16 protein-coding genes and 5 CRISPR repeat arrays are annotated in these 24,123 nt (G+C 45.1%); of the genes, 12 read left to right on the top strand and 4 right to left on the bottom strand.

Features of this window, described 5'->3' with window-relative positions:
• The first annotated feature begins 1 nt into the window (after position 1).
• From cmr6 to cas2, 9 genes are all read left to right on the top strand, one after another.
• Positions 2–805 (top strand): type III-B CRISPR module RAMP protein Cmr6, encoded by an 804-nt coding sequence (gene cmr6 / locus PRIO_RS06945; protein ID WP_231869828.1) that lies wholly within the window; start codon positions 2–4, stop codon positions 803–805.
• On the top strand, positions 802–1,791 hold the full coding sequence (locus PRIO_RS06950) for a DUF6602 domain-containing protein (RefSeq protein ID WP_052741421.1): 990 nt from the start codon (positions 802–804) through the stop codon (positions 1,789–1,791). Before cmr6 ends, PRIO_RS06950 begins: the two co-directional genes overlap by 4 nt.
• A 491-nt stretch (positions 1,792–2,282) precedes the next feature.
• Positions 2,283–4,314: direct repeats of the CRISPR family, unit length 32 nt; unit sequence GTCGCTCCTTATGTGGGAGCGTGGATTGAAAT.
• A gap of 288 nt (positions 4,315–4,602) precedes the next feature.
• Positions 4,603–7,059 carry a CRISPR-associated helicase/endonuclease Cas3 gene (locus tag PRIO_RS06955; RefSeq protein ID WP_020431507.1) on the top strand — a complete coding sequence of 819 codons (2,457 nt, stop codon included), beginning with the start codon at positions 4,603–4,605 and terminating at the stop codon, positions 7,057–7,059.
• 110 nt (positions 7,060–7,169) lie between these two features.
• Positions 7,170–7,889 (top strand): type I-C CRISPR-associated protein Cas5c, encoded by a 720-nt coding sequence (cas5c, locus tag PRIO_RS06960; protein WP_020431506.1) that lies wholly within the window; start codon positions 7,170–7,172, stop codon positions 7,887–7,889.
• Entirely contained in the window at positions 7,886–9,793 is a 1,908-nt protein-coding gene (gene cas8c / locus PRIO_RS06965; RefSeq protein WP_020431505.1) for a type I-C CRISPR-associated protein Cas8c/Csd1, read from the top strand. Before cas5c ends, cas8c begins: the two co-directional genes overlap by 4 nt.
• 3 nt (positions 9,794–9,796) lie before the next feature.
• Positions 9,797–10,657, top strand: a complete 861-nt coding sequence (cas7c, locus tag PRIO_RS06970) for a type I-C CRISPR-associated protein Cas7/Csd2 (RefSeq protein ID WP_020431504.1) — start codon at positions 9,797–9,799, stop codon at positions 10,655–10,657.
• A complete protein-coding gene (gene cas4, locus PRIO_RS06975) occupies positions 10,647–11,303 on the top strand; it encodes a CRISPR-associated protein Cas4 (RefSeq protein WP_020431502.1) in 657 nt (218 codons plus the stop codon). The genes cas7c and cas4 overlap by 11 nt, the downstream gene beginning before the upstream one ends.
• Positions 11,300–12,331 carry a type I-C CRISPR-associated endonuclease Cas1c gene (gene cas1c, locus PRIO_RS06980; protein WP_020431500.1) on the top strand — a complete coding sequence of 344 codons (1,032 nt, stop codon included), beginning with the start codon at positions 11,300–11,302 and terminating at the stop codon, positions 12,329–12,331. Before cas4 ends, cas1c begins: the two co-directional genes overlap by 4 nt.
• 9 nt (positions 12,332–12,340) lie before the next feature.
• On the top strand, positions 12,341–12,631 hold the full coding sequence (cas2, locus tag PRIO_RS06985) for a CRISPR-associated endonuclease Cas2 (protein WP_020431498.1): 291 nt from the start codon (positions 12,341–12,343) through the stop codon (positions 12,629–12,631).
• Positions 12,632–12,799: 168 nt separating this feature from the next.
• Positions 12,800–15,148: direct repeats of the CRISPR family, unit length 32 nt; unit sequence GTCGCTCCTTATGTGGGAGCGTGGATTGAAAT.
• A gap of 97 nt (positions 15,149–15,245) precedes the next feature.
• A CRISPR array of direct repeats spans positions 15,246–15,871; the repeat unit is 32 nt.
• A 332-nt stretch (positions 15,872–16,203) separates the two neighbouring features.
• Here cas2 and PRIO_RS06990 read toward each other — a convergent pair.
• A complete protein-coding gene (locus PRIO_RS06990; protein WP_046501630.1) occupies positions 16,204–17,064 on the bottom strand; it encodes an AraC family transcriptional regulator in 861 nt (286 codons plus the stop codon).
• Between the two features lie 25 nt (positions 17,065–17,089).
• Positions 17,090–18,217 carry a C45 family autoproteolytic acyltransferase/hydrolase gene (locus PRIO_RS06995; protein ID WP_197545399.1) on the bottom strand — a complete coding sequence of 376 codons (1,128 nt, stop codon included), beginning with the start codon at positions 18,215–18,217 and terminating at the stop codon, positions 17,090–17,092.
• 529 nt (positions 18,218–18,746) lie between these two features.
• Positions 18,747–20,442: a CRISPR direct-repeat array (repeat unit 32 nt; unit sequence GTCGCTCCTTATACAGGAGCGTGGATTGAAAT).
• A gap of 97 nt (positions 20,443–20,539) precedes the next feature.
• A CRISPR array of direct repeats spans positions 20,540–20,900; the repeat unit is 32 nt.
• 109 nt (positions 20,901–21,009) lie between these two features.
• Here PRIO_RS06995 and PRIO_RS07000 point away from each other — a divergent pair.
• Positions 21,010–22,116: a GGDEF domain-containing protein gene (locus tag PRIO_RS07000; RefSeq protein WP_020426229.1), complete on the top strand. Its 1,107-nt coding sequence runs from the start codon at positions 21,010–21,012 to the stop codon at positions 22,114–22,116.
• 57 nt (positions 22,117–22,173) lie between these two features.
• Here the strand turns inward: PRIO_RS07000 and PRIO_RS07005 are convergent, their stop codons facing one another.
• Complete coding sequence (locus tag PRIO_RS07005) at positions 22,174–22,743, bottom strand: CGNR zinc finger domain-containing protein (RefSeq protein WP_046501636.1); 570 nt, start codon at positions 22,741–22,743, stop codon at positions 22,174–22,176.
• 263 nt (positions 22,744–23,006) lie between these two features.
• Here PRIO_RS07005 and PRIO_RS07010 point away from each other — a divergent pair, with 263 nt between their 5' ends.
• Both PRIO_RS07010 and PRIO_RS35950 read left to right on the top strand, forming a co-directional pair.
• Positions 23,007–23,501, top strand: coding sequence for a DinB family protein (locus tag PRIO_RS07010; RefSeq protein WP_020426227.1), 495 nt, complete (start codon positions 23,007–23,009; stop codon positions 23,499–23,501).
• A 146-nt stretch (positions 23,502–23,647) separates the two neighbouring features.
• Positions 23,648–23,818 carry a hypothetical protein gene (locus PRIO_RS35950; RefSeq protein ID WP_167330838.1) on the top strand — a complete coding sequence of 57 codons (171 nt, stop codon included), beginning with the start codon at positions 23,648–23,650 and terminating at the stop codon, positions 23,816–23,818.
• Positions 23,819–23,901: 83 nt separating this feature from the next.
• Here PRIO_RS35950 and cmpA read toward each other — a convergent pair whose 3' ends face one another.
• Complete coding sequence (gene cmpA, locus PRIO_RS35405; RefSeq protein WP_020426225.1) at positions 23,902–24,039, bottom strand: cortex morphogenetic protein CmpA; 138 nt, start codon at positions 24,037–24,039, stop codon at positions 23,902–23,904.
• Positions 24,040–24,123 lie beyond the last annotated feature (84 nt).

A 24,123-nucleotide genomic window follows, 5' to 3' on the forward strand; every position in this document is an offset into this window, starting at 1 on the left:
CTTGGCAATAACCAAACAAGAAGCCTCAAACAAAGGCTCGAAGTTATACCGAGTTGTAAATGGCGATCTGCAGAATACTAAAGGTGAATTTTACAGGCAGCTAATTAAAGAATACCAAGCGGACTGGAAGCAGTCCTGTATTTGGTATGAGCAAAGATACGAGCATTATAGCACAAAGCTGCATGATACATTGGGGGATTCCCGGTGTATAGAGTTCGAGATGGCAAGCATTTCGCCGCTTCTAATCGGACACGGAGGGGTATCCGCACTGGAAACCTCCCTGATGCTGCATCGCATCTATGGTGTGCCGTACATTCCAGGCAGTGCTATAAAAGGTGTTACGGCGAATTATTGTCATTGCATGCTGGGGGCGGAGAATCCTGCTTTTTTGAGTGATGGTGAATATTATGAAGCATTGTTTGGTTCACAGGATCAGGCAGGTTATATCAATTATGAAGATGCTTGGGTTACTCCTGCTACTGCTGAAAGCGCGTTGATAGATGACGTGATGACTCCACATCATCAAAACTATAATTCTATTCAATTGCAGCGAACGGATCAGCAAAAAGCCTCTGCACCGCGAGATGACGATGATCCAGTCCCGCTTCCCTTTCTCGCAGTAAATGCTTCCTTTCGCTTCCTGCTTACTTGTCCGTCAGATAGGGTAGAGAAGGAAGATGCCAGGCAGTGGCTGAACATTGCTCAGGAAATTGTGAGTCATGCTTTGCAATATGAGGGAATCGGCGGAAAAACTAATGCAGGCTATGGCCGGATGCTTCAAGCGGACAGGAGAGAAAGGGAATGAAGGATAAACAGCCATCATCAGAACAAGAGTTGGAAGAAATGAGAAAGGCTGCCCCCAAAATTATTCAGCAAATTGCCCAGAATTATATCCATCTGGAAGAGAGCATTACCAGTCAACTACGCATGGCAGCCGGGAGCCACCATGTAACCAGTGGAACGTTCCGAGAAGACATCTGGAAATCTTTGTTCGAGCAGATTATTCCCCGTAAATTTTCCATTGAGCAGTCCGTCTTCATTATTGATTCGCATGGTCTGGTGTCCAAGGAAGTGGATCTAGCAATATTTGACGAGCAATATACTCCCTATATCTTCCGGCTTGGGCGGATTAAATACATCCCGATTGAAGCTGTTGCCGTTGTAGTGCAGTGTAAGAGCAACAATATTCACGGGCGTAACAAAAGGGAAAATTTGAGGACTTGGTCCAAGAGTATTACTAATCTTAAAACTTCCTTGAAGTCAGTGGCCCGTATTCACACTGGTATCGCTAAAGGAGAATATGACTATATACTGGATAAAGATGGTCAGCTTAGAATAGAACCAGAGAAATTAGAAAAATCGGACAGGGACAAGTTAGCACAGACTTCCACTCGTCCTATTCAAATTTTATGCCATACGAAAGATACTTCGTCCAGTAAGTATGATGATCTCTTTGACATCGTGATACATCCCGAAGGCGAACGTCTGAGAGTGGAAATGAAACCTGACTTAAAGGATTTGCCATCATGGTATGACTCATTGAACCATAAACAAGACCCCCGTTATGAACACATCGTTAAGCCATTTGACACAAAAGAACCATCAGAAGACTTTCAAAAAGCACTGCAAGTGGACAACTATAAGGTGTATAAGGATAAAGCGAGGACTAAGGAAATCGGATTGCTTTCTCTTACATTTCAGTTAAATCAACTGCTCATGCTCATTAACAATCCGATCCTCTTCCCGCATATGGCTTATGTGGACATGTTCAATACTAACATTTCTAAATAAAGGTACGAGTATGCGTGGGAGCGTAAACTGAAATAGTTAAGCTGCTGGTTAGTCATCTGCTCCGTGCCTAACAATATGAATTAGAGTAAAGCTTTAAGCTAAGGAGATATTTTGTTCAATACTCTCAATTTCTGCCCATTACCATATGCGCTCAGTATGGAGATTGCGTAGTCACCATCAATTCAAGACTGACATTGCCACAATGTAAGAGTGTAGCCTTTTTCGGCTTGATAAAATTGTCATTAGTAGGGAAATATACTGCTCGCATGATCTGAAATGGCGTACAATACTCGGGTACCTACATTTGGAGGTCAAATTTCTGGTGCGAATGTATAGCTCACATGAACCCCCCGGGTCCTTCGCACCTGATTTATTACATTATTTACAAGAAATATTAGGATAGATTTCACTGAAACTTGGTATCTATCGTAATAAAGTGGATTTAAGAATGCTGAACATTAGTTTATGCTGTTTTTAAGTGCGAAATCGCCGTCGCTCTCTATATGGGAGCGTGGATTGAAATATTTCCAAGGCTACCATACATCCCAAAATCAGTAAGTCGCTCTCTATATGGGAGCGTGGATTGAAATACCAATCTTGATAAAGATCAGAAATACAAACTTGGTCGCTCTCTATATGGGAGCGTGGATTGAAATTGTGATCCGGGAGCAGGGCGCTTTGTGTTCAGCGTCGCTCTCTATATGGGAGCGTGGATTGAAATCCTATCGGGCAAAATTGTAGGCCCGGATGCTGCCAGTCGCTCTCTATATGGGAGCGTGGATTGAAATCAATGGACGAATTAGAGCTTCTGCTAGAAAAATGTCGCTCTCTATATGGGAGCGTGGATTGAAATATTTTACTACCATCCTTTCCCATGAAGTATGTTAGTCGCTCTCTATATGGGAGCGTGGATTGAAATGCCCTCTATTGGGCCGGCTTAGATGAAGAAGAGGAAGTCGCTCTCTATATGGGAGCGTGGATTGAAATCTGTATACTCTCGAACAAAATTATTGATGCTATGTCGCTCTCTATATGGGAGCGTGGATTGAAATCACAACGATTCAATCTTTTGGTTGATCTCCCCGGCGTCGCTCTCTATATGGGAGCGTGGATTGAAATGGTATCAACGCCAAGATCGTTCATCAACGATTTAACGTCGCTCTCTATATGGGAGCGTGGATTGAAATAAAGGTACCAACGGCCAGAATGCTGCCTTTTCGTGTCGCTCTCTATATGGGAGCGTGGATTGAAATTTGAAATCTTGATACTCTACTCCGGCGGCCTTATGTCGCTCTCTATATGGGAGCGTGGATTGAAATACCGACCTTTGCGATGTCGGATGCTGATTGAGGCGTCGCTCTCTATATGGGAGCGTGGATTGAAATAATACGGTTATGAGATTGCTATCTATAGAACCTCGTCGCTCTCTATATGGGAGCGTGGATTGAAATGGCGGGATGGCCCAGGATATTAACAACTGGTCGAAGTCGCTCTCTATATGGGAGCGTGGATTGAAATGATTACGTCCAGCCGATTCGCATCATCTACTTTGGGTCGCTCTCTATATGGGAGCGTGGATTGAAATTATCACACCGGGAACGGTTTGAATTTAGAGTATATGTCGCTCTCTATATGGGAGCGTGGATTGAAATCAGGAACGAAGGAGTATGCAGATTATCAGAAGCGCGTCGCTCTCTATATGGGAGCGTGGATTGAAATCCGCTGATTGGGTAAGGTACTTTTTATCAAATGATGGTCGCTCTCTATATGGGAGCGTGGATTGAAATCTCTTTGGAGGGCTTATTTGTGGCTCCTATGCTGTTGTCGCTCTCTATATGGGAGCGTGGATTGAAATCACCAGGGACGCCAGGAAGGCCGTCCGCACCTGGGGTCGCTCTCTATATGGGAGCGTGGATTGAAATACTGGGAGTGTTGCACCATTTGGTTATAGAAAAAGTCGCTCTTTATGTGGGAGCGTGGATTGAAATCACTACCTGCTGCTCATTGAGCATCCGGGGGATTGGTCGCTCCTTATGTGGGAGCGTGGATTGAAATAGGTTGTCGGTGACGTTACGGTCAAAGATGACTTGTCGCTCCTTATGTGGGAGCGTGGATTGAAATGACCTTCCAGGCGCCGCCGTCTGCCTCGATCAGGGGGCGCTCCCTATATGGGAGCGTGGATTGAAATATAATGCGGCTACAGTCACCCGAGGCGACAAAGGGTCGCTCTCTATATGGGAGCGTGGATTGAAATAGTTGATGATCGAGGAACAGCATTTACCAGTATCAAGTCGCTCTCTATATGGGAGCGTGGATTGAAATTTGGCAGCATTAACATATCCACGATTAGCACTTGTGTCGCTCCCTATGTGGGAGCGTGGATTGAAATCCTCCTGGAGTTTCGCTTGATATTCCAAATCACGTCGCTCCATATATGGGAGCATGGATTGAAATCAAGGCAAGCGCTATCGCCTTGGTAAACGGGTTGATAGTCGCTCCCTCTATGGGAGCGTGGATTGAAATCGTTTGAGCTCGGCGTTGCTCCATTCCTTTACTTGGTCGCTCCCCATGCAGGAGATAGATTGAACTAATAGTCAAACGAAACCGATAGGATATACGCATCTAAAAGCCCACACCATCTTAATATGAGTGGGTTTTTGGACGTTTACTTTTTTTGTGCGAAAACTGTAAAAAAATGTTCGATTGTTCTCCGGAAAATGTCGGATTTTTCCTTATTATGCTGTTATAATTAGGGAAACGTATGTTCCTTAGATGTGGTATTGTTCATCTGTTTGTTTGAGGAGGAGAACCATGGAATACATAGCTCACATCCGGGAAAGTGACATGAAAGTCCAGACCGTCACTGAGCATTTGTTAGAAGTGCGGACGCTAGCTGAGAAGTATGGTAAGAAGCTTGGAATCAAGTATATGGCCGGGCTCGCAGGGATGCTTCATGATCTGGGCAAATATACAGAGGAGTTCAGAAATTACATAGTGCAAGCCGTCTACCATCCTGAGGCCCCGCCCTCAAGAGGCAGCGTTGATCACTCAACTGCGGGTGGGAAATTACTGTTTGAACGATTTCATAGGGTTCCGGCAGATCTCTCCAACAAAGAAGCCCATATCAACAAAATGATTTTGGCTGAAGTGGTAGGCAATGCAATTCTCTCGCACCATTCCTACTTGCAGGATTTTCTTAATCCCGATTCGGAATCCAATTTCTTAAATCGTGTTCAGGATAAATGCCTTCCGGAATTCGAACGCGCTAAGGACAGCTTTTTTGAACTTGTCATGAATGAAACTGAGTTTCATCTTTATGTGGACAAGGCTGTAGAAGAATTAAGCGATTATCTTAAAGTAGATTCTTCATCAACCACGGAATTAAAATTAATGTTCCTGACCAAATATGTATTCAGTGCGCTGATCGATGCTGACCGGACCAACACCCGATGCTTTGAAGAAAATCAGCCAGACCCTTCATATAACCCCCAACAGCTGTTCAGTGCTTATTACACGAAGCTGATGACGAAGATTGATTCCTTCCACAACCATAAACATGCCCATTCCGCGATAAACCAGCTTAGGCAAGGCATGTCTGAGCAATGTGAACAATTTGCTGCCGAACCATCCGGTATATATACCCTATCCATACCTACCGGTGGGGGGAAGACATTGGCAAGCTTGAGATATGCGTTGAAGCACGCTCTCCTGAAAGAGAAAAAACATATTATTTATGTTGTTCCGTACACCACAATCATTGAACAGAACGCAAATGAGATTCGCTCCATTCTGAAGGATGATGAGCATATTCTGGAGCATCATTCGAATGTTGTTGAAGAAGAGACTCAGGATGATGAGCATGAAGATGGATCGCTAAGTCTCCGTCAAAAATTAAAACTAGCTAAGGATAACTGGGATGCTCCGATTATTTTCACAACAATGGTACAGTTCTTGAATGTGTTCTATGCAGATGGAAGCCGCAATATCCGCAGATTACATAATCTAAGTGAGTCGGTAATCGTTTTTGACGAAGTGCAGAAGGTTCCAGTCCGATGTGTTTCTTTATTCAATCAGGCTCTGAACTTTCTGAAGTCATACGCCCATTCCAGTATTGTACTTTGTACGGCTACACAGCCTGAACTGGATTATGTCCGGCTTAAGCTGGAAATTGAACCCGAAGCTGAAATGATTCACAATTTGGACCATGTTATTGAGGCATTTAGACGGGTGGAGATTGTTGATCGGGCAACAAATGAGCATTTTGATAACGATACCCTTACGGAATTTGTTATAACCCAGATGCGGGAAGTAAGCAGTGTCCTGGTCATTTTAAATACTAAGTCAGTTGTACAAGCATTATACAGAAGCCTGAATGAGCGCAACTTGTCTGTTCCGATCTATCACTTAAGTACTTCTATGTGTGCGGCACACCGCAACCAAATACTGGACAAGGTAAAAGCGTTATTGGAGGACAAAGAGCCTGTGATCTGTATCAGCACACAGCTAATCGAAGCTGGGGTCGATGTCAGTTTTCAGTGTGTGATCCGTTCGTTAGCGGGGCTGGATTCGATAGCACAGGCGGCTGGGCGATGCAATCGGCATGGGGAAGACCTGATCCGTCAAGTCTATGTTATTGATCATATAGAAGAGAATTTGAAGCATCTGAAGGAAATAAAGATCGGCAAAGAAATCTCCAGAAAAATTCTGATTGATCTTAGCCGTGACGCATCCTTGCATGGAGGGCATATTCTGTCCATTCAGGCGATGGAGAAGTATTTCAAAGAATTTTATACAGAACTTGCTACCAGTCTGAATTACTCTATTCCCAAGCTCGGCCAAGAAATGACAACTCTACTGTCAGGCCCCAGAAAGAATAACGCATACTATCAGGCTTATTTAAGCAAACATAGGGCAGCTCTGCCTTTATTTCTGCTAAATAGCTATAAGACAGCTGCAGAGAATTTTCAAGTGATTGATAACCTGACGACTACTGTCGTGGTTCCTTTTGGGGATGGACCGGAAGAAGGGAAAGACATTATTGCTGAACTCAACGGACAACAGAGCATACCGGATCTGACGCGTTTATTACGTAAAGCCCAGCAATACACAATTAATATTTATAGTTATGAGAAAGATTTGCTAAGCAAGAATGGATCTTTGGTTCCTTACCTGGATGGCAAGATTCTGGCTTTAAAAGAAGGAGCCTACCATCCCGAATATGGACTTAATCTTGAGAATGACAGCCCGCTTGATATGTATATGTTCTAACGTAATAAGAACCTATCTCTTTTGGATAGGTTCGTTGACAGTCGATTTTCCCAGGAATATCATGGAAATGTGAACCTGAAATTTATGGAATATAGTGAAAGGAGGAAAATATGAGAAATTCGATAGAGTTTAAAGTTTACGGTAAGTATGCGCTATTTACAGACCCCTTAACTAAGCTTGGCGGGGAGAAGTTAACTTACAGTGTTCCTACATATCAAGCGCTTAAGGGAATTGTGGAGAGCATCTATTGGAAGCCTACAATCCACATCATTGTTGAAGAGGTCCGAATTATGAATGCCATTCGTATGGAGTCCAAAGGGATTCGCCCGATGGATTACGGGGGAGGCAATACGCTTGCCAATTATACATACCTAAAGGATGTATGCTATGAGGTGCGAGCTCATTTTGAGTTCAATATGAATCGGCCAGATCTGGAACATGACCGCAACGAACATAAGCATCATAACCTGTTAAAGCGATCGTTGCAGGCTGGAGGGCGGCGTGATATTTTCCTGGGTGCGAGAGAATGTCAAGCTTATGTGGAGCCTTGTGTCTTCGGTGTGGAACGAGGTTTTTATAATGATTACGGTGATATTCATCTAGGCAGTATGGTCCATGGCATCAACTATCCGGACGAGACGGGCAGAGATGAGATGGAAGTGCGGTTATGGAGTCCTGTCATGAGAGATGGCATTATACGCTTTATCAGACCGGAGGAATGCACCCAGGTCCGCAGAATTGCCGAGATGAAGCCGAAGTCTTTTAATGAAACGAATCTCCAGACAGCCGAGGAACTGCTTGCGCAAATAGAAGCGGAGGAGAAGGCATGAGCTGGTTGTTGAACCTGTATGAAACGTATCAATCTAATCAGGACTGTGTAGGAGTTATAGAGACCAGATACAATGACCGAGAATACACTCTGCTGCCTGTGTCTCACACCACCCAGAACGCACATATTGAAGTGAACGTTACAGAAGATGGCGAGTTTCACTCTGCTTCAGTACTTGATAAGAGCGAGAGCAGCACATTAATTCCATGCACCGAAGACTCTGCCAGCCGCGCCGGTTCCAAGGTCGCTCCCTATCCGCTTCATGACAAATTAAGTTATGTAGCCGGAGATTTCCTTGCGTATGGCGGGAAGATCAAAAAAGAAGAGCCTTTCGCTGCATATATCAAACAGCTAGGAGGATGGGCTGACTCTCCATACGCATGTCCCAAAGTCAAAAGTATTCACAGCTATTTGAGCAAACGACGGCTTATTCAGGATTTAGTGAGTCACAGCATCCTGTTTCTTGACGCCGACCATCAGCTCATTGAGAAATGGGATAAGAAGTATGAAGCTTTGCATGGAGAGAAGCCGCTGATCTTCTCTGCGGTTGCTGGTGAACAAGAAAGTGCCTTTATTCGGTTTAATGTGTATTCGCCGGACAAAGAACTGACCAAAGTGTGGAAAGATCCTGAAATGTATGATTCCTTCATGCAGTATTACAGTCATTTATTAGGTCAGGAAGATTATTGTTATGTTACTGGCAGGATGCTTCCTAGCACAGATAGACACGCGAACAAAATCAGGAATGCGGCTGACAAGGCGAAGCTCATCTCATCCAACGATACCAGCGGTTTTACATTCCGCGGGCGTTTCACACAGAGCAGTGATGCGGCCAGTATCAGCTATGAGGTATCCCAGAAGGCTCACAACGCCTTGAAATGGCTAATTAACCGTCAAGGCAAAATTGTCGATCAGCGTGTGTTTCTGGTTTGGGGCAATGATGATCTTAACATTCCTGACCCTACTGAAGATTTCTTTTCATTCGATTTGGAGCCGGCTGTTGCCAGAGAACGGAAGAGCTATACCCACAAGGAGTACGCTGGTGAAATCGCAAAAGCGATGGACGGCTACAGAAACAAGCTGGCTTCTGAATACAAATCAGATGTGAACATACTTGTGCTTGATTCTGCAACAACTGGTCGGTTGGCGGTGCTCTATTACCGCAACATGGACAAGCAGCTCTATTTGGACAAGTTGGTTCATTGGCATTCGACTTGCTCATGGCTTCATCGGTATCGTAAAAATACGCAGGATGAATGGGTGGAGTTTTATGGTGCATCGGCAACCAAAGATATTGCCTTTGCCGCGTACGGTCCAAAAGCCAATGAGAAGATTGTTAAGGGAGTGATGGAACGCCTTCTTCCCTGCATCGTTGATGGCCATAATATTCCGCAGGATATTGTACGGAGTGCTTTTTACCGGGCATCCAATCCTGTATCCATGGAGAAATGGGAATGGGAGAAGACACTGAGTATTACATGCGCCTTAATTAATGCCAAGGAGGAAATGAATGTGGCTTTAGACACGGAGATTGATGACCGCAGTTACTTGTTCGGGAGATTGCTGGCTATTGCTGATGTACTGGAGAGAAGAGCTCTTGATTCCGACGAGAAACGCTCAACCAATGCTATACGTTATATGAACGCTTTCTCCCAGCATCCGGAGAGAACCTGGAACACGATTCAGCAGTCCATTCAGCCGCACCAGGCTAGACTGGGAACAAAATTGCGGTATTATTCAAGTTTAATTGATGAAGTAGCTTCAAAAATTCCGCTGGATCAATTCAACAACAAACCGCTGTCTGGTAAATATTTATTAGGTTTTTACAGCCAGAGACATGAACTCTATCAGAAAAAAGATAAAAACAACGATTCCATCCAAGCATCTGAAAATGGGGAGAGATAAAAAATGACTATTTTAGATCACAAAATTGATTTCGCTGTGATTGTATCTGTTACGAAAGCCAACCCTAACGGCGATCCTCTCAATGGAAACCGTCCACGTCAAAATTATGATGGTTACGGAGAAATCTCAGATGTCGCTCTAAAACGCAAAATAAGAAATCGTCTGCAAGATATGGGGGAATCCATTTTTGTCCAGTCCAACGACCGGAAATCTGATTCATATAACAGCCTAAGAGAGCGTGCAGATGCAAATGCGGAATTAGATAAAATTCTCAAGGCAAAAGGCAGCTCAAATGAAGAGTTTGCCCGAATTGCCTGCCAGGAATGGCTGGATGTACGCAGCTTTGGCCAGGTGTTTGCCTTCAAAGCGGACAAAGGAGCGGGAGTTTCTGTAGGGGTTAGAGGTCCTGTCTCCATCCATACCGCAACCAGTGTCAGTCCGATTGATATTACAAGTATGCAAATTACCAAGAGTGTGAATTCCGAACCAGGTAAGGATAGAGGTTCCGATACCATGGGGATGAAGCATCGCGTGGATTTTGGCGTGTATGTCTTCTATGGAAGTATCAATACACAACTGGCTGAAAAGACAGGGTTCTCCAATGAAGATGCGGAGAAGATCAAGCAGGTTCTTGTCACCCTATTTGAGAATGATGCTTCAGCGGCCAGACCGGATGGGAGCATGGAGGTACATAAAGTGTATTGGTGGGAGCATAACTCCAAGCTGGGACAGTACTCATCTGCTAAAGTGCATCGTTCATTAGTGGTACGTCCCAAGGTTGATGACCCCAAAACAATAGCCGATTATGAAATAGTTGTAAGTGAGATGGAAGGACTCAAAGCTGAGGTTATTGATGGAATATGATGACGAAGATGAATTAATGCTCTCCGGGATACAGCATTTTCATTTCTGCAAACGGCAGTGGGCATTAATACATATTGAACAGCAATGGGAAGAAAATGTGCGGACTATAGAAGGACAGCATCTGCATCGGAATGCAGATCAGCCTCTTATACGGGAGAAGCGGGTCGACAAAATCATTGTTCGTGCGATGCCAGTGAAGTCGCGCGAACTCAACATCAGCGGGATTTGTGATGTGGTGGAGTTCATCCGGGATGACAGCGGGGTTGAAATTAATGGCGCTGATGGCAAATACGCGGCTTATCCGGTTGAATACAAGCGTGGCAAACCTAAAAGGGAAGATGAGGATATTCTACAGCTTGCCGCGCAAGCTATGTGTCTGGAGGAAATGCTGCTGTGTGAGGTGTCAACAGGCTATATTTTCTATAATGAGATCAAACATCGGATTGAGGTGCCCCTCACTGCGGAACTCAAGGCCAATGTAAAGGCGATTGTAGAGGTGATGCAGAGCTATTACCATCGCAGGCATACTCCTAAAGTGAAGACTGGTCCTTTTTGCAAAAGTTGCTCTCTTCAACATATTTGTTTACCTAAATTAATGAATAAGCAGTCTGTAAAAAGTTATGTTGAAGGGAAAATCAGGGAATGAAGAAACTTCTGAATACACTATATATCACACAGCCGTCAGTATATTTATCACTGGATGGGGATAATGTAGTGCTCCTGAAAGAGGAAGAGAAGCTGGGCAGATTCCCGCTGCATAATCTAGAGTCCATTGTAACATTTGGGTACACAGGAGCGAGTCCGGCGCTAATGGGATATTGTGCGGATAGCAATATTTCTTTGTTGTTCTTAACCATGAACGGCAGATATCTGGCTAGAGTAACCGGGCAGAGCCGTGGGAATGTAGTACTTCGCAAGAAGCAATACAACTTATCTGAAGATGAAGTCCGTTCTGCAAAGATAGCTCGTAATTTTATTATCGGCAAAATTTATAACCATAAGTGGATGCTGGAGAGAATGACAAGGGATTATCCGTTGCGGGTAAATGTAGAACTGTTCAAAGAAACCTCTCAGCAACTTTCCTCGCTAATTCTTGAAGTAAGGGCGTGTGAGCAACTGGATCGGTTAAGAGGGCTGGAAGGACAAGCAGCAGCTACGTATTACAGCCAGTTTAATCAAATGATTTTGCAGCAAAAAGAGGACTTCTACTTCCATTCCAGAACTCGTAGGCCGCCATTAGATAATGTGAATGCTATGTTGTCTTTGGCGTATACACTGCTGACACATGATACAGCTTCCGCATTGGAGGCTGTTGGATTAGATGCATATGTAGGGTTTCTGCATCGGGATCGGCCAGGGCGAGTTTCTCTGGCGCTGGATGTGATGGAGGAACTGCGTGGTGTTTTTGCAGATAAGTTTGTTCTCACCTTGATCAATAAAAAATTAATCAGTAAAGCGGATTTCCTGAAGAAAGAAAATGGAGCCGTGATCATGACTGATGAGGCAAGAAAGAAATTTTTAGCTGCTTGGCAGAGCAAAAAGCAAGAAACGATAACGCATCCTTATTTGGGGGAGAAGATCTCATGGGGATTAGTCCCACATGCTCAGGCATTGTTACTGGCTCGTCATTTGCGTAATGACTTGGACGAGTATCCTCCGTTTCTGTGGAAGTAGGTGCAAGGAATGTTGGTGGTGATTACTTACGATGTAAGCACCCTAAGTGGTGAAGGTCAGAGTCGGCTGCGTAAAGTCTCTAAGATCTGTCAGAACTATGGACAGAGAGTTCAAAATTCTGTTTTTGAGTGCGTTGTAGATGCGGCGCAGTTTGCTGAATTGAAAATAAAATTGAAGACTATAATTGATGATGATGAAGACAGCATAAGATTTTATCAGCTTGGTAATAATCACAAAAATAAAGTCGAGCATGTGGGAATAAAGAAATCCATTGACCTGGAGGGGCCCTTAATTTTGTAGTGCGAATGTATAGCGCACATGAAATCCCCGGGTCCTTCGCACCGGATTTATTACATTATTTGTTATAAAGATCAAGATGTTCTTACGTGATTGTTAATTATTTTGGGATTTAAGCGGTTTTTAATCATGATAAAAGTGTTTTTATCCTTTATTTGGTTAAAAATCGCTGTCGCTCCTTATGTGGGAGCGTGGATTGAAATAAACGCTGCACTTAAAGACTTGGCAAAAGTGGAGTGTCGCTCCTTATGTGGGAGCGTGGATTGAAATTCCATATGAAATGTACCGCGCATATGGTGTTTATGGGTCGCTCCTTATGTGGGAGCGTGGATTGAAATCCGTTGGCAATCGGCGCAGAAGCAAGGTCATTGGTCGCTCCTTATGTGGGAGCGTGGATTGAAATATCATGACGCGCTGGCACGAGGATGATTTAATCGTCGCTCCTTATGTGGGAGCGTGGATTGAAATAAAGTCCGAGACGTCGAAATCATCGTTCTTGCTGTCGCTCCTTATGTGGGAGCGTGGATTGAAATCCGATTGAAGGAAACATCTGGGGAAAAGGATTTATGGTCGCTCCTTATGTGGGAGCGTGGATTGAAATATGATGGATTGTACAAGGATAGCCGCCATGGTGAGTGTCGCTCCTTATGTGGGAGCGTGGATTGAAATCACTTATGGTACTACTGAAAAGGCGTTGAGTGGAAGTCGCTCCTTATGTGGGAGCGTGGATTGAAATATTGCCAATGTCCTCTTGAAGCTTCTCATAGCGCGTCGCTCCTTATGTGGGAGCGTGGATTGAAATACATGGCACCGTTTGTCCGGTGCTGTCTATGTGTAGTCGCTCCTTATGTGGGAGCGTGGATTGAAATAGCATCATCCGCCCGTATCTTCTCTGCTTCACGCGTCGCTCCTTATGTGGGAGCGTGGATTGAAATACCCCATCCATTTGTAACTATGGGCTGTGACATGGTCGCTCCTTATGTGGGAGCGTGGATTGAAATCTCAGTTAAATGTGGGTACTTTGTGAATAAGTCCTGGTCGCTCCTTATGTGGGAGCGTGGATTGAAATCGTCAACTATCACACACTCGCGTCAATCCGTCACGTCGCTCCTTATGTGGGAGCGTGGATTGAAATATTAGTTGAATAACCCCTTGACCTGATGTGCGATAGTCGCTCCTTATGTGGGAGCGTGGATTGAAATAGCAGCAGTCTAATCATATAGATTTAGAGTATCCGTCGCTCCTTATGTGGGAGCGTGGATTGAAATTCAGTTTCCGCAGCCTTTGCATTTTCGGCTTTATGTCGCTCCTTATGTGGGAGCGTGGATTGAAATCACTGCCTAAGACGGAGCGAGCCGCAGCGAAATGTCGCTCCTTATGTGGGAGCGTGGATTGAAATATAAACTCAACCTGTTTGACTCACACAGCTTTGGTCGCTCCTTATGTGGGAGCGTGGATTGAAATCAGCACCCGATCAAAATCCAGTCCACCCAGGAGTGTCGCTCCTTATGTGGGAGCGTGGATTGAAATGGAAGTAGAGAGCCTTACGAGCCACAAGACACACTGTCGCTCCTTATGTGGGAGCGTGGATTGAAATGGCACGGGACAAACTGGATGATTTATTGCTGGGTCGCTCCTTATGTGGGAGCGTGGATTGAAATAGGCTTGCCTAATTGTAATAATTTGTCGTAAATAGTCGCTCCTTATGTGGGAGCGTGGATTGAAATAAATTGCTATTAATAATGCAAATATTGCAGCAAGGTCGCTCCTTACGTAGGGGCGTGGATTGAAATCTATCCGTGAAGACCTTTTCCCACGGCCCCCAATGTCGCTCCTTACGTAGGGGCGTGGATTGAAATAGGAGATCCGGATCAGCGCGCAGCTGCTTCGTATCTGTCGCTCCTTACGTAGGGGCGTGGATTGAAATACAATATTGGAATGCAAAACCTGTTTTCACATCCCGTCGCTCCTTACGTAGGGGCGTGGATTGAAATTTGTTTGCAATTTAATTAATGAATACTTATGTATGTCGCTCCTTACGTAGGGGCGTGGATTGAAATTCTCATAACCAGAGATGGTACCATTAGAAACTCCGTCGCTCCTTACGTAGGGGCGTGGATTGAAATTAAAATACAAAAACATTACCGAACCAACAATTGGTCGCTCCTTACGTAGGGGCGTGGATTGAAATCTGGCGTCCCTGGTGGAATACCTGAAAGGCCTGGTCGCTCCTTACGTAGGGGCGTGGATTGAAATGTGGACCGGGAAGGGAGGGCGTGGGCTGCTAAAGTCGCTCCTTACGTAGGGGAGTGGATTGAAATTCCTTATCGATCCGAACGGATATCATGGCATATATGTCGCTTCTTACGTAGGGGCGTGGATTGAAATATCCGAGAGTTATCACAGCGGGCCGTTTTGCATGGTCGCTCCTTACGTAGGGGCGTGGATTGAAATATCCTGACAGGCATCAAGGATAAGAAGTTGCAAGTCGCTCCTTACGTAGGGGCGTGGATTGAAATTTCGCCTGGATGAGTGGGACACCTTTCTGTGCGAGTCGCTCCTTACGAGGGGCGTGGATTGAAATTTCTTCCCCACGTTGGCTTTGCCAATGTGATTGGTCGCTCCTTATGTAGGAGCGTGGATTGAAATAGTGCGATTTCCGTATTTACATCGTCCAGGCGAGTCGCTCCTTATGTAGGAGCGTGGATTGAAATGCTTTACCATTACGAGGGACATTACGGACCTCTGTCGCTCCTTATGTAGGAGCGTGGATTGAAATTGAAGGATCTCAAAGAAGTATGGGAAAATATACTGGTCGCTCCTTACGGAGGAGCGTGGATTGAAATCCACGCGTTTGGGAATTTGCTTTCTCAGCCCTCGTCGCTCCTTACGTAGGAGCGTGGATTGAAATACCAGCAATAGAACGGTGTTGGCGATACTGATTGTCGCTCCTTATGTAGGAGCGTGGATTGAAATTGAACAGGGCGACCATTAGCCCGATAGCCATCAATAGTCGCTCCTTATGTAGGAGCGTGGATTGAAATCCTTCAATGTCAAAAAAGTTCTGTAGGAAGCCAATGTCGCTCCTTATGTAGGAGCGTGGATTGAAATAATTCAATAGACGAAGGGCTTTAACCTTGGAGGCCGTCGCTCCTTATATAGGAGTGTGGATTGAAATATTACTCGGGCCTGTGATACGTACCGATCAGTGGTCGCTCCTTACGGAGGAGCGTGGATTGAAATCTCCAAAGGTGCCTCACGTTCGGCCCAAAATAGAGCCGCTCCTTACATAGGAACGTACATCTAAATTGTTAGAGAGAAAGCCAACAGCAAAAAAGCACCAAATTCCGCCTAAGCCGTATTTGGTGCTTTTTCTATCTGAGGTTATTCTTTGCGGCATACTTCGAACAATATATCCTTTATTAATATAGTGCCCAGTTTGCAGTAAAGGTTACTTTGCGAACACAATCCTGTACATCCCTTAGAAAAAAACGAAGGAAGCCATATGTCTAAACGCCGCCATTGCAATCTAAATACTCAAGCTAAAAACACGGAAACGGGAAAGTCTAGATTTTCTACTTAATCGGAAAGTAAATATCAATTTCAGAGCTTTCTATGTTTTCTCCTGCAAATCGTTCAGTATAACATTCAAAGTCATCACGGTTATCAAGCTCATAGCCGCTTTTAGGAAACCAGACGCCCCAAATGTAATGATAGGTCTGCATTAAGTCTTTTACGATTCCTTTATGAATAAACCTTGCATATTTTCCGCCGCGTATTGTTTTTCTTTCCATACCTCTAAGAATAGGCTGCTCTTTTGGAAATTCAATTCCTACAAACGCTGTGGTTTCGCTTTGAGGATTAAATACATCTGCAGCACAAGTTTCTCCGGCTTCAAAAATACCGTATCTTGTACCCGCAAAGGTATCAGGAATCTGCTGGTTAAAAAGCTGCCACATAGCGATGCTTTCATTTCTGCTAATGGTTGTTATGAAACGAATACCCATAGTGTAGGTTTCTGGAACTGTAACAATCTGCGGGCTTAAATCAGCATATGGGTGTACTATATTATCGGAAATTTGCGCGGGTGGCCTGTTTCCTATCAAGACGTCTATCCCATTTTTTCGATACTCTGTTGGGGTCATACCATACCGGTCTTTAAAAGCTCTTGTAAAGCTTTCTGCTGTTTCAAAATAAAGGGAAACTCCGATATCTAATATCTTTTTTTCACTGTGCACCAAATCCCATGCGGCTTGTGTTAAACGCCGGGTTCTTATGTAACTCCCTATCGTTTCCCCCATGATGGCCTGAAAATACCGATGGAAATGATAATAAGAGTAGGAAACCGCTTTAGCAACATCACACGCGGCGATAGGCTCGTACAGACTATTTTCAATAAATACGATTGCTTCTCCTATTGCTCTGTTGTTGATCAATGAGGTTTCCTCCTCTCTAGAAATATCAGCTTATTTTATAAAAGTCAGGTCTGGCTTTTTCTTGCGGCAACAATACTTCAACTTCTTGCATTTCTAACGCTCCCACAGAAAAGGTCTGCCATTCATTAACTTGTGGAGAGCCAAATGTCATTTCTATAGTTTTATCGTTTACATCAAATATCATAGAGCGTAATGTGCCAAAAAATTCTTTATAATAGTGACAACAAAGACCGTCCGGATAGGAAGTGGACAAAAGAGTTTTCATATCTTTTTTTGAGAGCTGTTTCTTTCCTGTAAACACCTCAACAATTTTATTGTTTCGTACTACCGAATTTTCAATTATCATTTTTTGATAGGGCTTAATATCTTCCAATACCGCGTGATTTGTAACACTTAGAAAAGCTTCCTCGCTATATTCATCTAATAACTTATAGGATTTGTGTCCGTCCATACATTGAAGCAACGCTATTTTGTTACTGCTGTCAGCTAACATCAAGTTCATGTTATAACCGATAGGTGCGCTCATTGTCCATTCTATTGCTTCTTGAACGGTTTTGCAGTTTTCCAGTATACTCCGAACCACAACCCAGAAACTAAAACCTGTGGCTCCAGCTTTTTGCCCTCCTTCAAAATTGCCTACAGGTACACCGTTGCTTGCTTTACAAACGGCAAGGCCGTGTTCATTCATACCGTCACATCTGCCGAACAGATTCAATGTAGAACCAATATAACGATATTTACCTTTGATATTAGTAAAAGCGAAGCACATTTCTTCCATTTCATTGTTAAAATCATAATTTCTGGCCATTAATGTATGCCCGCTTTTTGACTTGCTTGGTAATACTGCCATCAGGCTGCATCCACGTTCTAAATAGGTCATGGTATAAAAAAGAGCCTGCTCTGATGATACCCCAATCGTATCTGCAAAGCCCTTTATTTCTTCGTTGATACCTTGGCAATACCTATCCAGCAAATCCGTAATTTTTGTAAACTTGTCATTTGGATAAGCATTAGGCGGCAATAGAACCTGTTTTAGCAAACTCGGAGTTGAGAGAACCCATTGTCCTATTTCTGTTCCAACTTCATAGCTTGTACCAATAAAATTTTTAAAATACACTTTTGTTTTCTCCATGCACAGCACCGTTCCTTTCATAAATATTATGAACCCACTCGAAAGCTTGAACTTGATATTTTTTGCTATTTCTATAGGTCTTCACAAGTAGCGTCAAGATGAAACTAACAGTTACACCATTTTAGGATATGGGGGCTGTTGGAGGTTTGACTGAAGTTGGTCAGAAACTGTAAAAAAGTGTTCGATTGTTCTCCAGACAATGCCGGATTTTTCCTTATTGTGCTGTTATAATGAAGGAAACGTATGTTCTTTAGGCGTGTTATTGTTCATCTGTTTGTTTGCGCGGAGATATTGGCGGGAGTAGAACTCCAAGCACAAGAATAAAGTCAAACATGCAGGCATAAAGAAATCCATTGACCTGGATGGGCCTTTAATTTTGTAGTGCGAATGTATAGTGCACATGAAATCCCCGGGTCCTTCGCACCGGATTTATTACATTATTTGTTATAAAGATCAAGATGTGCTTATGTAATTGTTAATTATTTTGATATTCAAGCGGTTGTTAACCATAATAAAAGTATTTATATCCTTTATTTGGTTGGGAATCGCTGTCGCTCCTTATGTGGGAGCGTGGATTGAAATCATTCGAAAATTTTTTTGAAGCGGAGTGTCTTTGTCGCTCCTTATGTGGGAGCGTGGATTGAAATATCACGTTTGCGACCGTTAGCTGCGTGTGCTGATCGTCGCTCCTTATACAGGAGCGTGGATTGAAATATTTTCCCGGCATCCATAGCAAACCTCCTGAATAGTCGCTCCTTATACAGGAGCGTGGATTGAAATTTACTGTGAATAAACGGTATGTCAACCCTATGGAGTCGCTCCTTATACAGGAGCGTGGATTGAAATATATTCAGATTGTTCCTTCGCAAATTTCTCCCGCTGTCGCTCCTTATACAGGAGCGTGGATTGAAATATCGTCAGCAGCATCCACAATCGTAGATGGTCTTGTCGCTCCTTATACAGGAGCGTGGATTGAAATTCCACGTTGCCCCATCCGTGATACGGAGACTTACCGGTCGCTCCTTATACAGGAGCGTGGATTGAAATTAACGCCGGGTGCAGCAACACGCTGCGGGTACATGTCGCTCCTTATACAGGAGCGTGGATTGAAATGCCGTTTATGCTGATATACGTGTCGATTGCTTACGTCGCTCCTTATACAGGAGCGTGGATTGAAATACATTCTTCCCGGGATGCAGCAGCGTGCCGGTGTGGTCGCTCCTTATACAGGAGCGTGGATTGAAATTACATCTCTTTCTTGGTCAGGCCCGAAAACAATGTCGCTCCTTATACAGGAGCGTGGATTGAAATCAGAGGATATAATCGATCTGCACTAGACGGTCGTGTCGCTCCTTATACAGGAGCGTGGATTGAAATCCTCCTACGTATGCTGGGGGGCTAATCTGTACAGTCGCTCCTTATACAGGAGCGTGGATTGAAATCCCTGGAGGATGTGAACAAGTTTTTGGACATTCGCGTCGCTCCTTATACAGGAGCGTGGATTGAAATGCGATTACATAATACTGCCGTACTTAGAGGAGATGGTCGCTCCTTATACAGGAGCGTGGATTGAAATTTATCCCTCCCGTGTATGCTCGCCGGTATTTAAGCGTCGCTCCTTATACAGGAGCGTGGATTGAAATACAGTATGCAGTGATAGAAAGTAGCCCAACCGCCGTCGCTCCTTATACAGGAGCGTGGATTGAAATTGATAAAAGTCACATTCAAAGCCAGCTGCCTTCAGGTCGCTCCTTATACAGGAGCGTGGATTGAAATCATGACAAGGATGGACTTGCCGCGTCCGGATCGCGCGTCGCTCCTTATACAGGAGCGTGGATTGAAATAGTGATATTACCATACTCATCGCGGGCACGTAAAGTCGCTCCTTATACAGGAGCGTGGATTGAAATGCTCGATTAACGCCATCTGCGCCGTAATCCGTAGCGTTGCTCCTTATACAGGAGCGTGGATTGAAATAAAACTCGGGTTTAGTGCAGACCAGATGTTTGATGTCGCTTCTTATGTAGGAGCGTGGATTGAAATAATACAAACAACATCATTGAGAAAAGGTTAATTCCGTCGCTCCTTATGCAGGAGCGTGGATTGAAATAAGCTGATCGTCAGTAGCCTCCTGCACAGCACTGAGTCGCTCCTTATGTGGGGGCGTGGATCGAAATCCCTTAACTAGAGACGTTATGCGCACAGAGATCAGTGTCGCTCCTTATGTGGGAGCGTGGATTGAAATCGCTGGCGATTTTAGCGGCCTCCAGATCAATCTTGTCGCTCCTTATGTAGAGCGTGGATTAAATGGCAAGGACCGGGAAGGAAAAGCCGTCGCGGAAGGTCGCTCCTTATGTAGGAGCGTGGATTGAAATCCTGTGTCGTCCTTTGCTAGTGCGGAAGATTGGACGTCGCTCCTTATGTAGGAGCGTGGATTGAAATATTGCAACGATCTCTACGATGCTCGGTCCGTAGTCGCTCCTTATGCAGGAGCGTGGATTGAAATAAGGACAAACTGTTTGAACGCGATTTGCGAGATGTCGCTCTTTATGTAGGAGCGTGGATTGAAATGGATATCTTTAGAGAAGCAGCGAGGTCTCGATTATGTCGCTCCTTATGTAGGAGCGTGGATTGAAATTTTAATGACTCACGACTAAATGAAATGTGGGCTTGTCGCTCCTTATGTAGGAGCGTGGATTGAAATAAACTAACAAGTATCTAAAACACCTAACATCATGGTAAAATATTGTGACTTGTCTTGTTACAGTCCATCCTAAATTCAGCAGGTGACCGTGTTGAGATTACGAGAGTTCATGAGCCCTTCGGGGACCTCGGCCTACCGGCAGGCGAAGTGGATCAAACGTTTTTTGCAGACTTATTGGCTTGTAATTGCCCTGCATTTTCTGGCCCAGCTTGCGGCTTATACTTTTCTCCCGTATGAGAGGGGGGCGCATGAATTTTATTATGGGGTTCTGCTGTACCCGACTTTGCTGATGGGGGCGGTTGTGGGCATAGCCCAGTGGATTGACCGCCGTGCCTCCAAGTATTCGTTCATCTCTCTTTTTATGGCCGGTACCATTATTGCGATGATCATCATCCACCTGAATATGGATATCCGCATTATTGGAGCGCTTATGCTGCTGCCCATCTTCGCTTCGGCGATTTTTTACCGGCTGGATTTAACTTTTTTTACGTTTGCGCTGCAGGCTGTCGCTTTTTTTGTAATGTACCGGTGGGATTATTGGTTTAAGTATTTTTTTAGCTCGTTTGATCTGATTGCGATCCCGATTTTTCTGGTCGTGGGCACCTTGGTGGCCAGCATTATGATTATTAACGGGCGTGAGCTGGTCAGTGATCTGGAGGCATCGCTGATGGCGAAGCAGGACCTGCTGATTGAGAATGCGGTCATGCGCAAGCTGTCGACGACCGATGCGTTGACGGATCTGTACAATCATATTTCCTTCCATGAGTTCTACGACAAGGCGCTGGAGTATGGGGATCAAGGCGCACCGTTTCATCTGGCCCTGATTGATATCGATAATTTCAAGCTGATCAACGATAAATACGGCCACCGTGCCGGGGATATCATTTTGGCCAGGGTAGCCAAGGTCATTCGGGACCTCATATCATCGGCGGATATTGCCGCCCGTTATGGCGGGGAGGAGTTTGCCATTCTCTTTTTTGAGAAGACCTTTGAAGAGGCTGAAGCGATAGCGGACAAGATTCGCCTGCGGCTCTCCGGAACCCCGCATGAAGAAATGGACGGCGCGGCGGTAACCGTAAGTATCGGGCTTAAAAGCTACTCGCAAGGAACCACCAAAGAACAGCTGTTTGAGGAAGTGGACGCACTGCTCTATGCCGCCAAACACGAGGGAAAAAACAAAGTCCGGACTCCTTATTCATCCACGGTATTTACATAGCGCAAAATCCCGGCGAATGTTCTCGGGCAGCGCAGCTTTTAGATTTTACATAATCTGTTATTCGGAGTTTCCTTCCATACCTGCCTTCTTACGTGCCCGGAAACGGCGCACCTTCATCAGATTGCCGCACATTTTATCATCGCAATAACGTTTCGAACGGTTCCGGGTATCATCATAATAGACCCAGAGGCAATCCGGGTTCTCGCAGATGCGAAAGCGGGAGGTGTCCTTCTCCACAAGCGCAGCGGCAAAAGAAGACGCAATCTCCGCCATCACCTGCTCCCAATCCGGGCGCTGCGGTTGAAAGGAGATTTTTACCTTACCCTCCACACTCTGGACAACCTGCCGAATGACCGGCCCCATCAGCATATAACCGTTCAACCGCTCCAGCAGATCCCCGTCCGGGGGACAGTCCTGCACCAGCTTCTGTACCGCTTCCCGCAGTAAGCTCCTTAGCTGCTGCAATTGCTCCAGCTCTTTAGGCTCTGGCGGCAGCTCTGCCCGCAATGAATGCTGTTCCAGCCAGACGGCCAGCCACTCCTGATCTTGCAGCTTGTCCTTGTCTTTGCTGCGGTCGCCTGTCCGCCAATCCCGCCAGTAGCTGTTAATGAAATCATCCCACAACACAGGGTTTTCCTCCTTACGCTACATCACTTTCCACTGATTGTAACAGTTAAAATATAATTTTGCTAGTTACTTGATGCGTGGCAGAGAATATGCTACATTTCTATTGTAACTATTATTCGAGTCGTTAAATCGTTACACGGGTTGCGAAGCTGCTGAAACAGTACATGCAGTACAAAATTTAAGCGTATGTTTTGGAGCGGGTTTTGGTTCGAAGTGAATGGGGAAGAGAGCATATCGCTTATAAAACTCTTAGGAGGGTGAACATGCAGAATAAGATTAGTGATGTTTTGCTGCAAAATTGGGATTATGTCATGGATATCGAGGACTGGGCACCGCCGCTGAGCGCTGCATTGGAAGGGGTGACTAGTGAACAGGCCGTCTGGAAACCGCAAGGCGAAGCGGGCAACTCGATCTGGGAGACGGTCAACCACCTGACCTATTACAAGGAGCGTCTGCTTATCAAGCTCAAAGGCTTGCCGAAACTGCCTGAAGCAGAGAGCAATGATGCTACTTTTACCGTTACGGAGAGCGGGGAAGAGGCATGGGGGCACGCGGTAGCCAAGCTGAAACAAGTCCATGCTTCTCTGCGGGAAGTGATTGAGGCGCTGGAGGAAGGCGCATATGATTGGGGCGGTTCCGGACATGCTCCGGGAGAAGAAGTGATGAGCCTGATTCTGCATGATTCCTATCATACCGGACAGATCGTGCTGGTCCGCAAGCTGCAGGGCTCCTGGCCAACGAACCGCAGCTTCAATTAACAGACTACAGCCAGCTCCGCAGCACAGCATAAAGCCGCAGTTCCGTTTCTCCTTACAGGGAGGCCCGGAGCTGCGGCTATTTGTTTCAAACGGGAAAGAGTCAGGGTAATGGATTCTACACCCAAGAGATTCGAAAGGAGAGATAGATGATGGAACCGAACTACAAAGACAGAAGTGTTGAAGTGGAACGCACTGAGGTGCAGAAGAAATCGGATTCCAGCGTTGTCGCATCCACCTTTATCAAATACGCCGCTTACCTGATCATTTTTTTCGGACTGCTGTTCTTTCTGGTCAAGTATGTCTTCCCGTTGTTCTAGACGATATCAGGCAACACGCCGACATGCCAAAACCCATCCCGTAGATCACTGTGGGGTGGGTTTTGTGGTACGGATTCATATACCTATACTTCCCGCTGGATAGAGTCACGGGCTTCGGCGGAATTGCGGTAAAAAAACCAGCATTCGTTCAGCAGCTTGATCTGGCGCCGGTCCTTTTTGTAATAAGCCTTCATGAGCTGATGGCAGAGCCACTGCGGCAAGAGTACCCCTCCTCTGCATGCTAACATAGGATAGCATATGGGGTAACCCGCCCAATGGTGCAGCGGCAAGCCGGAATTTCCGTT

It is taken from the genome of Paenibacillus riograndensis SBR5 (assembly GCF_000981585.1).
Lineage (GTDB): Bacteria > Bacillota > Bacilli > Paenibacillales > Paenibacillaceae > Paenibacillus_AQ > Paenibacillus_AQ riograndensis.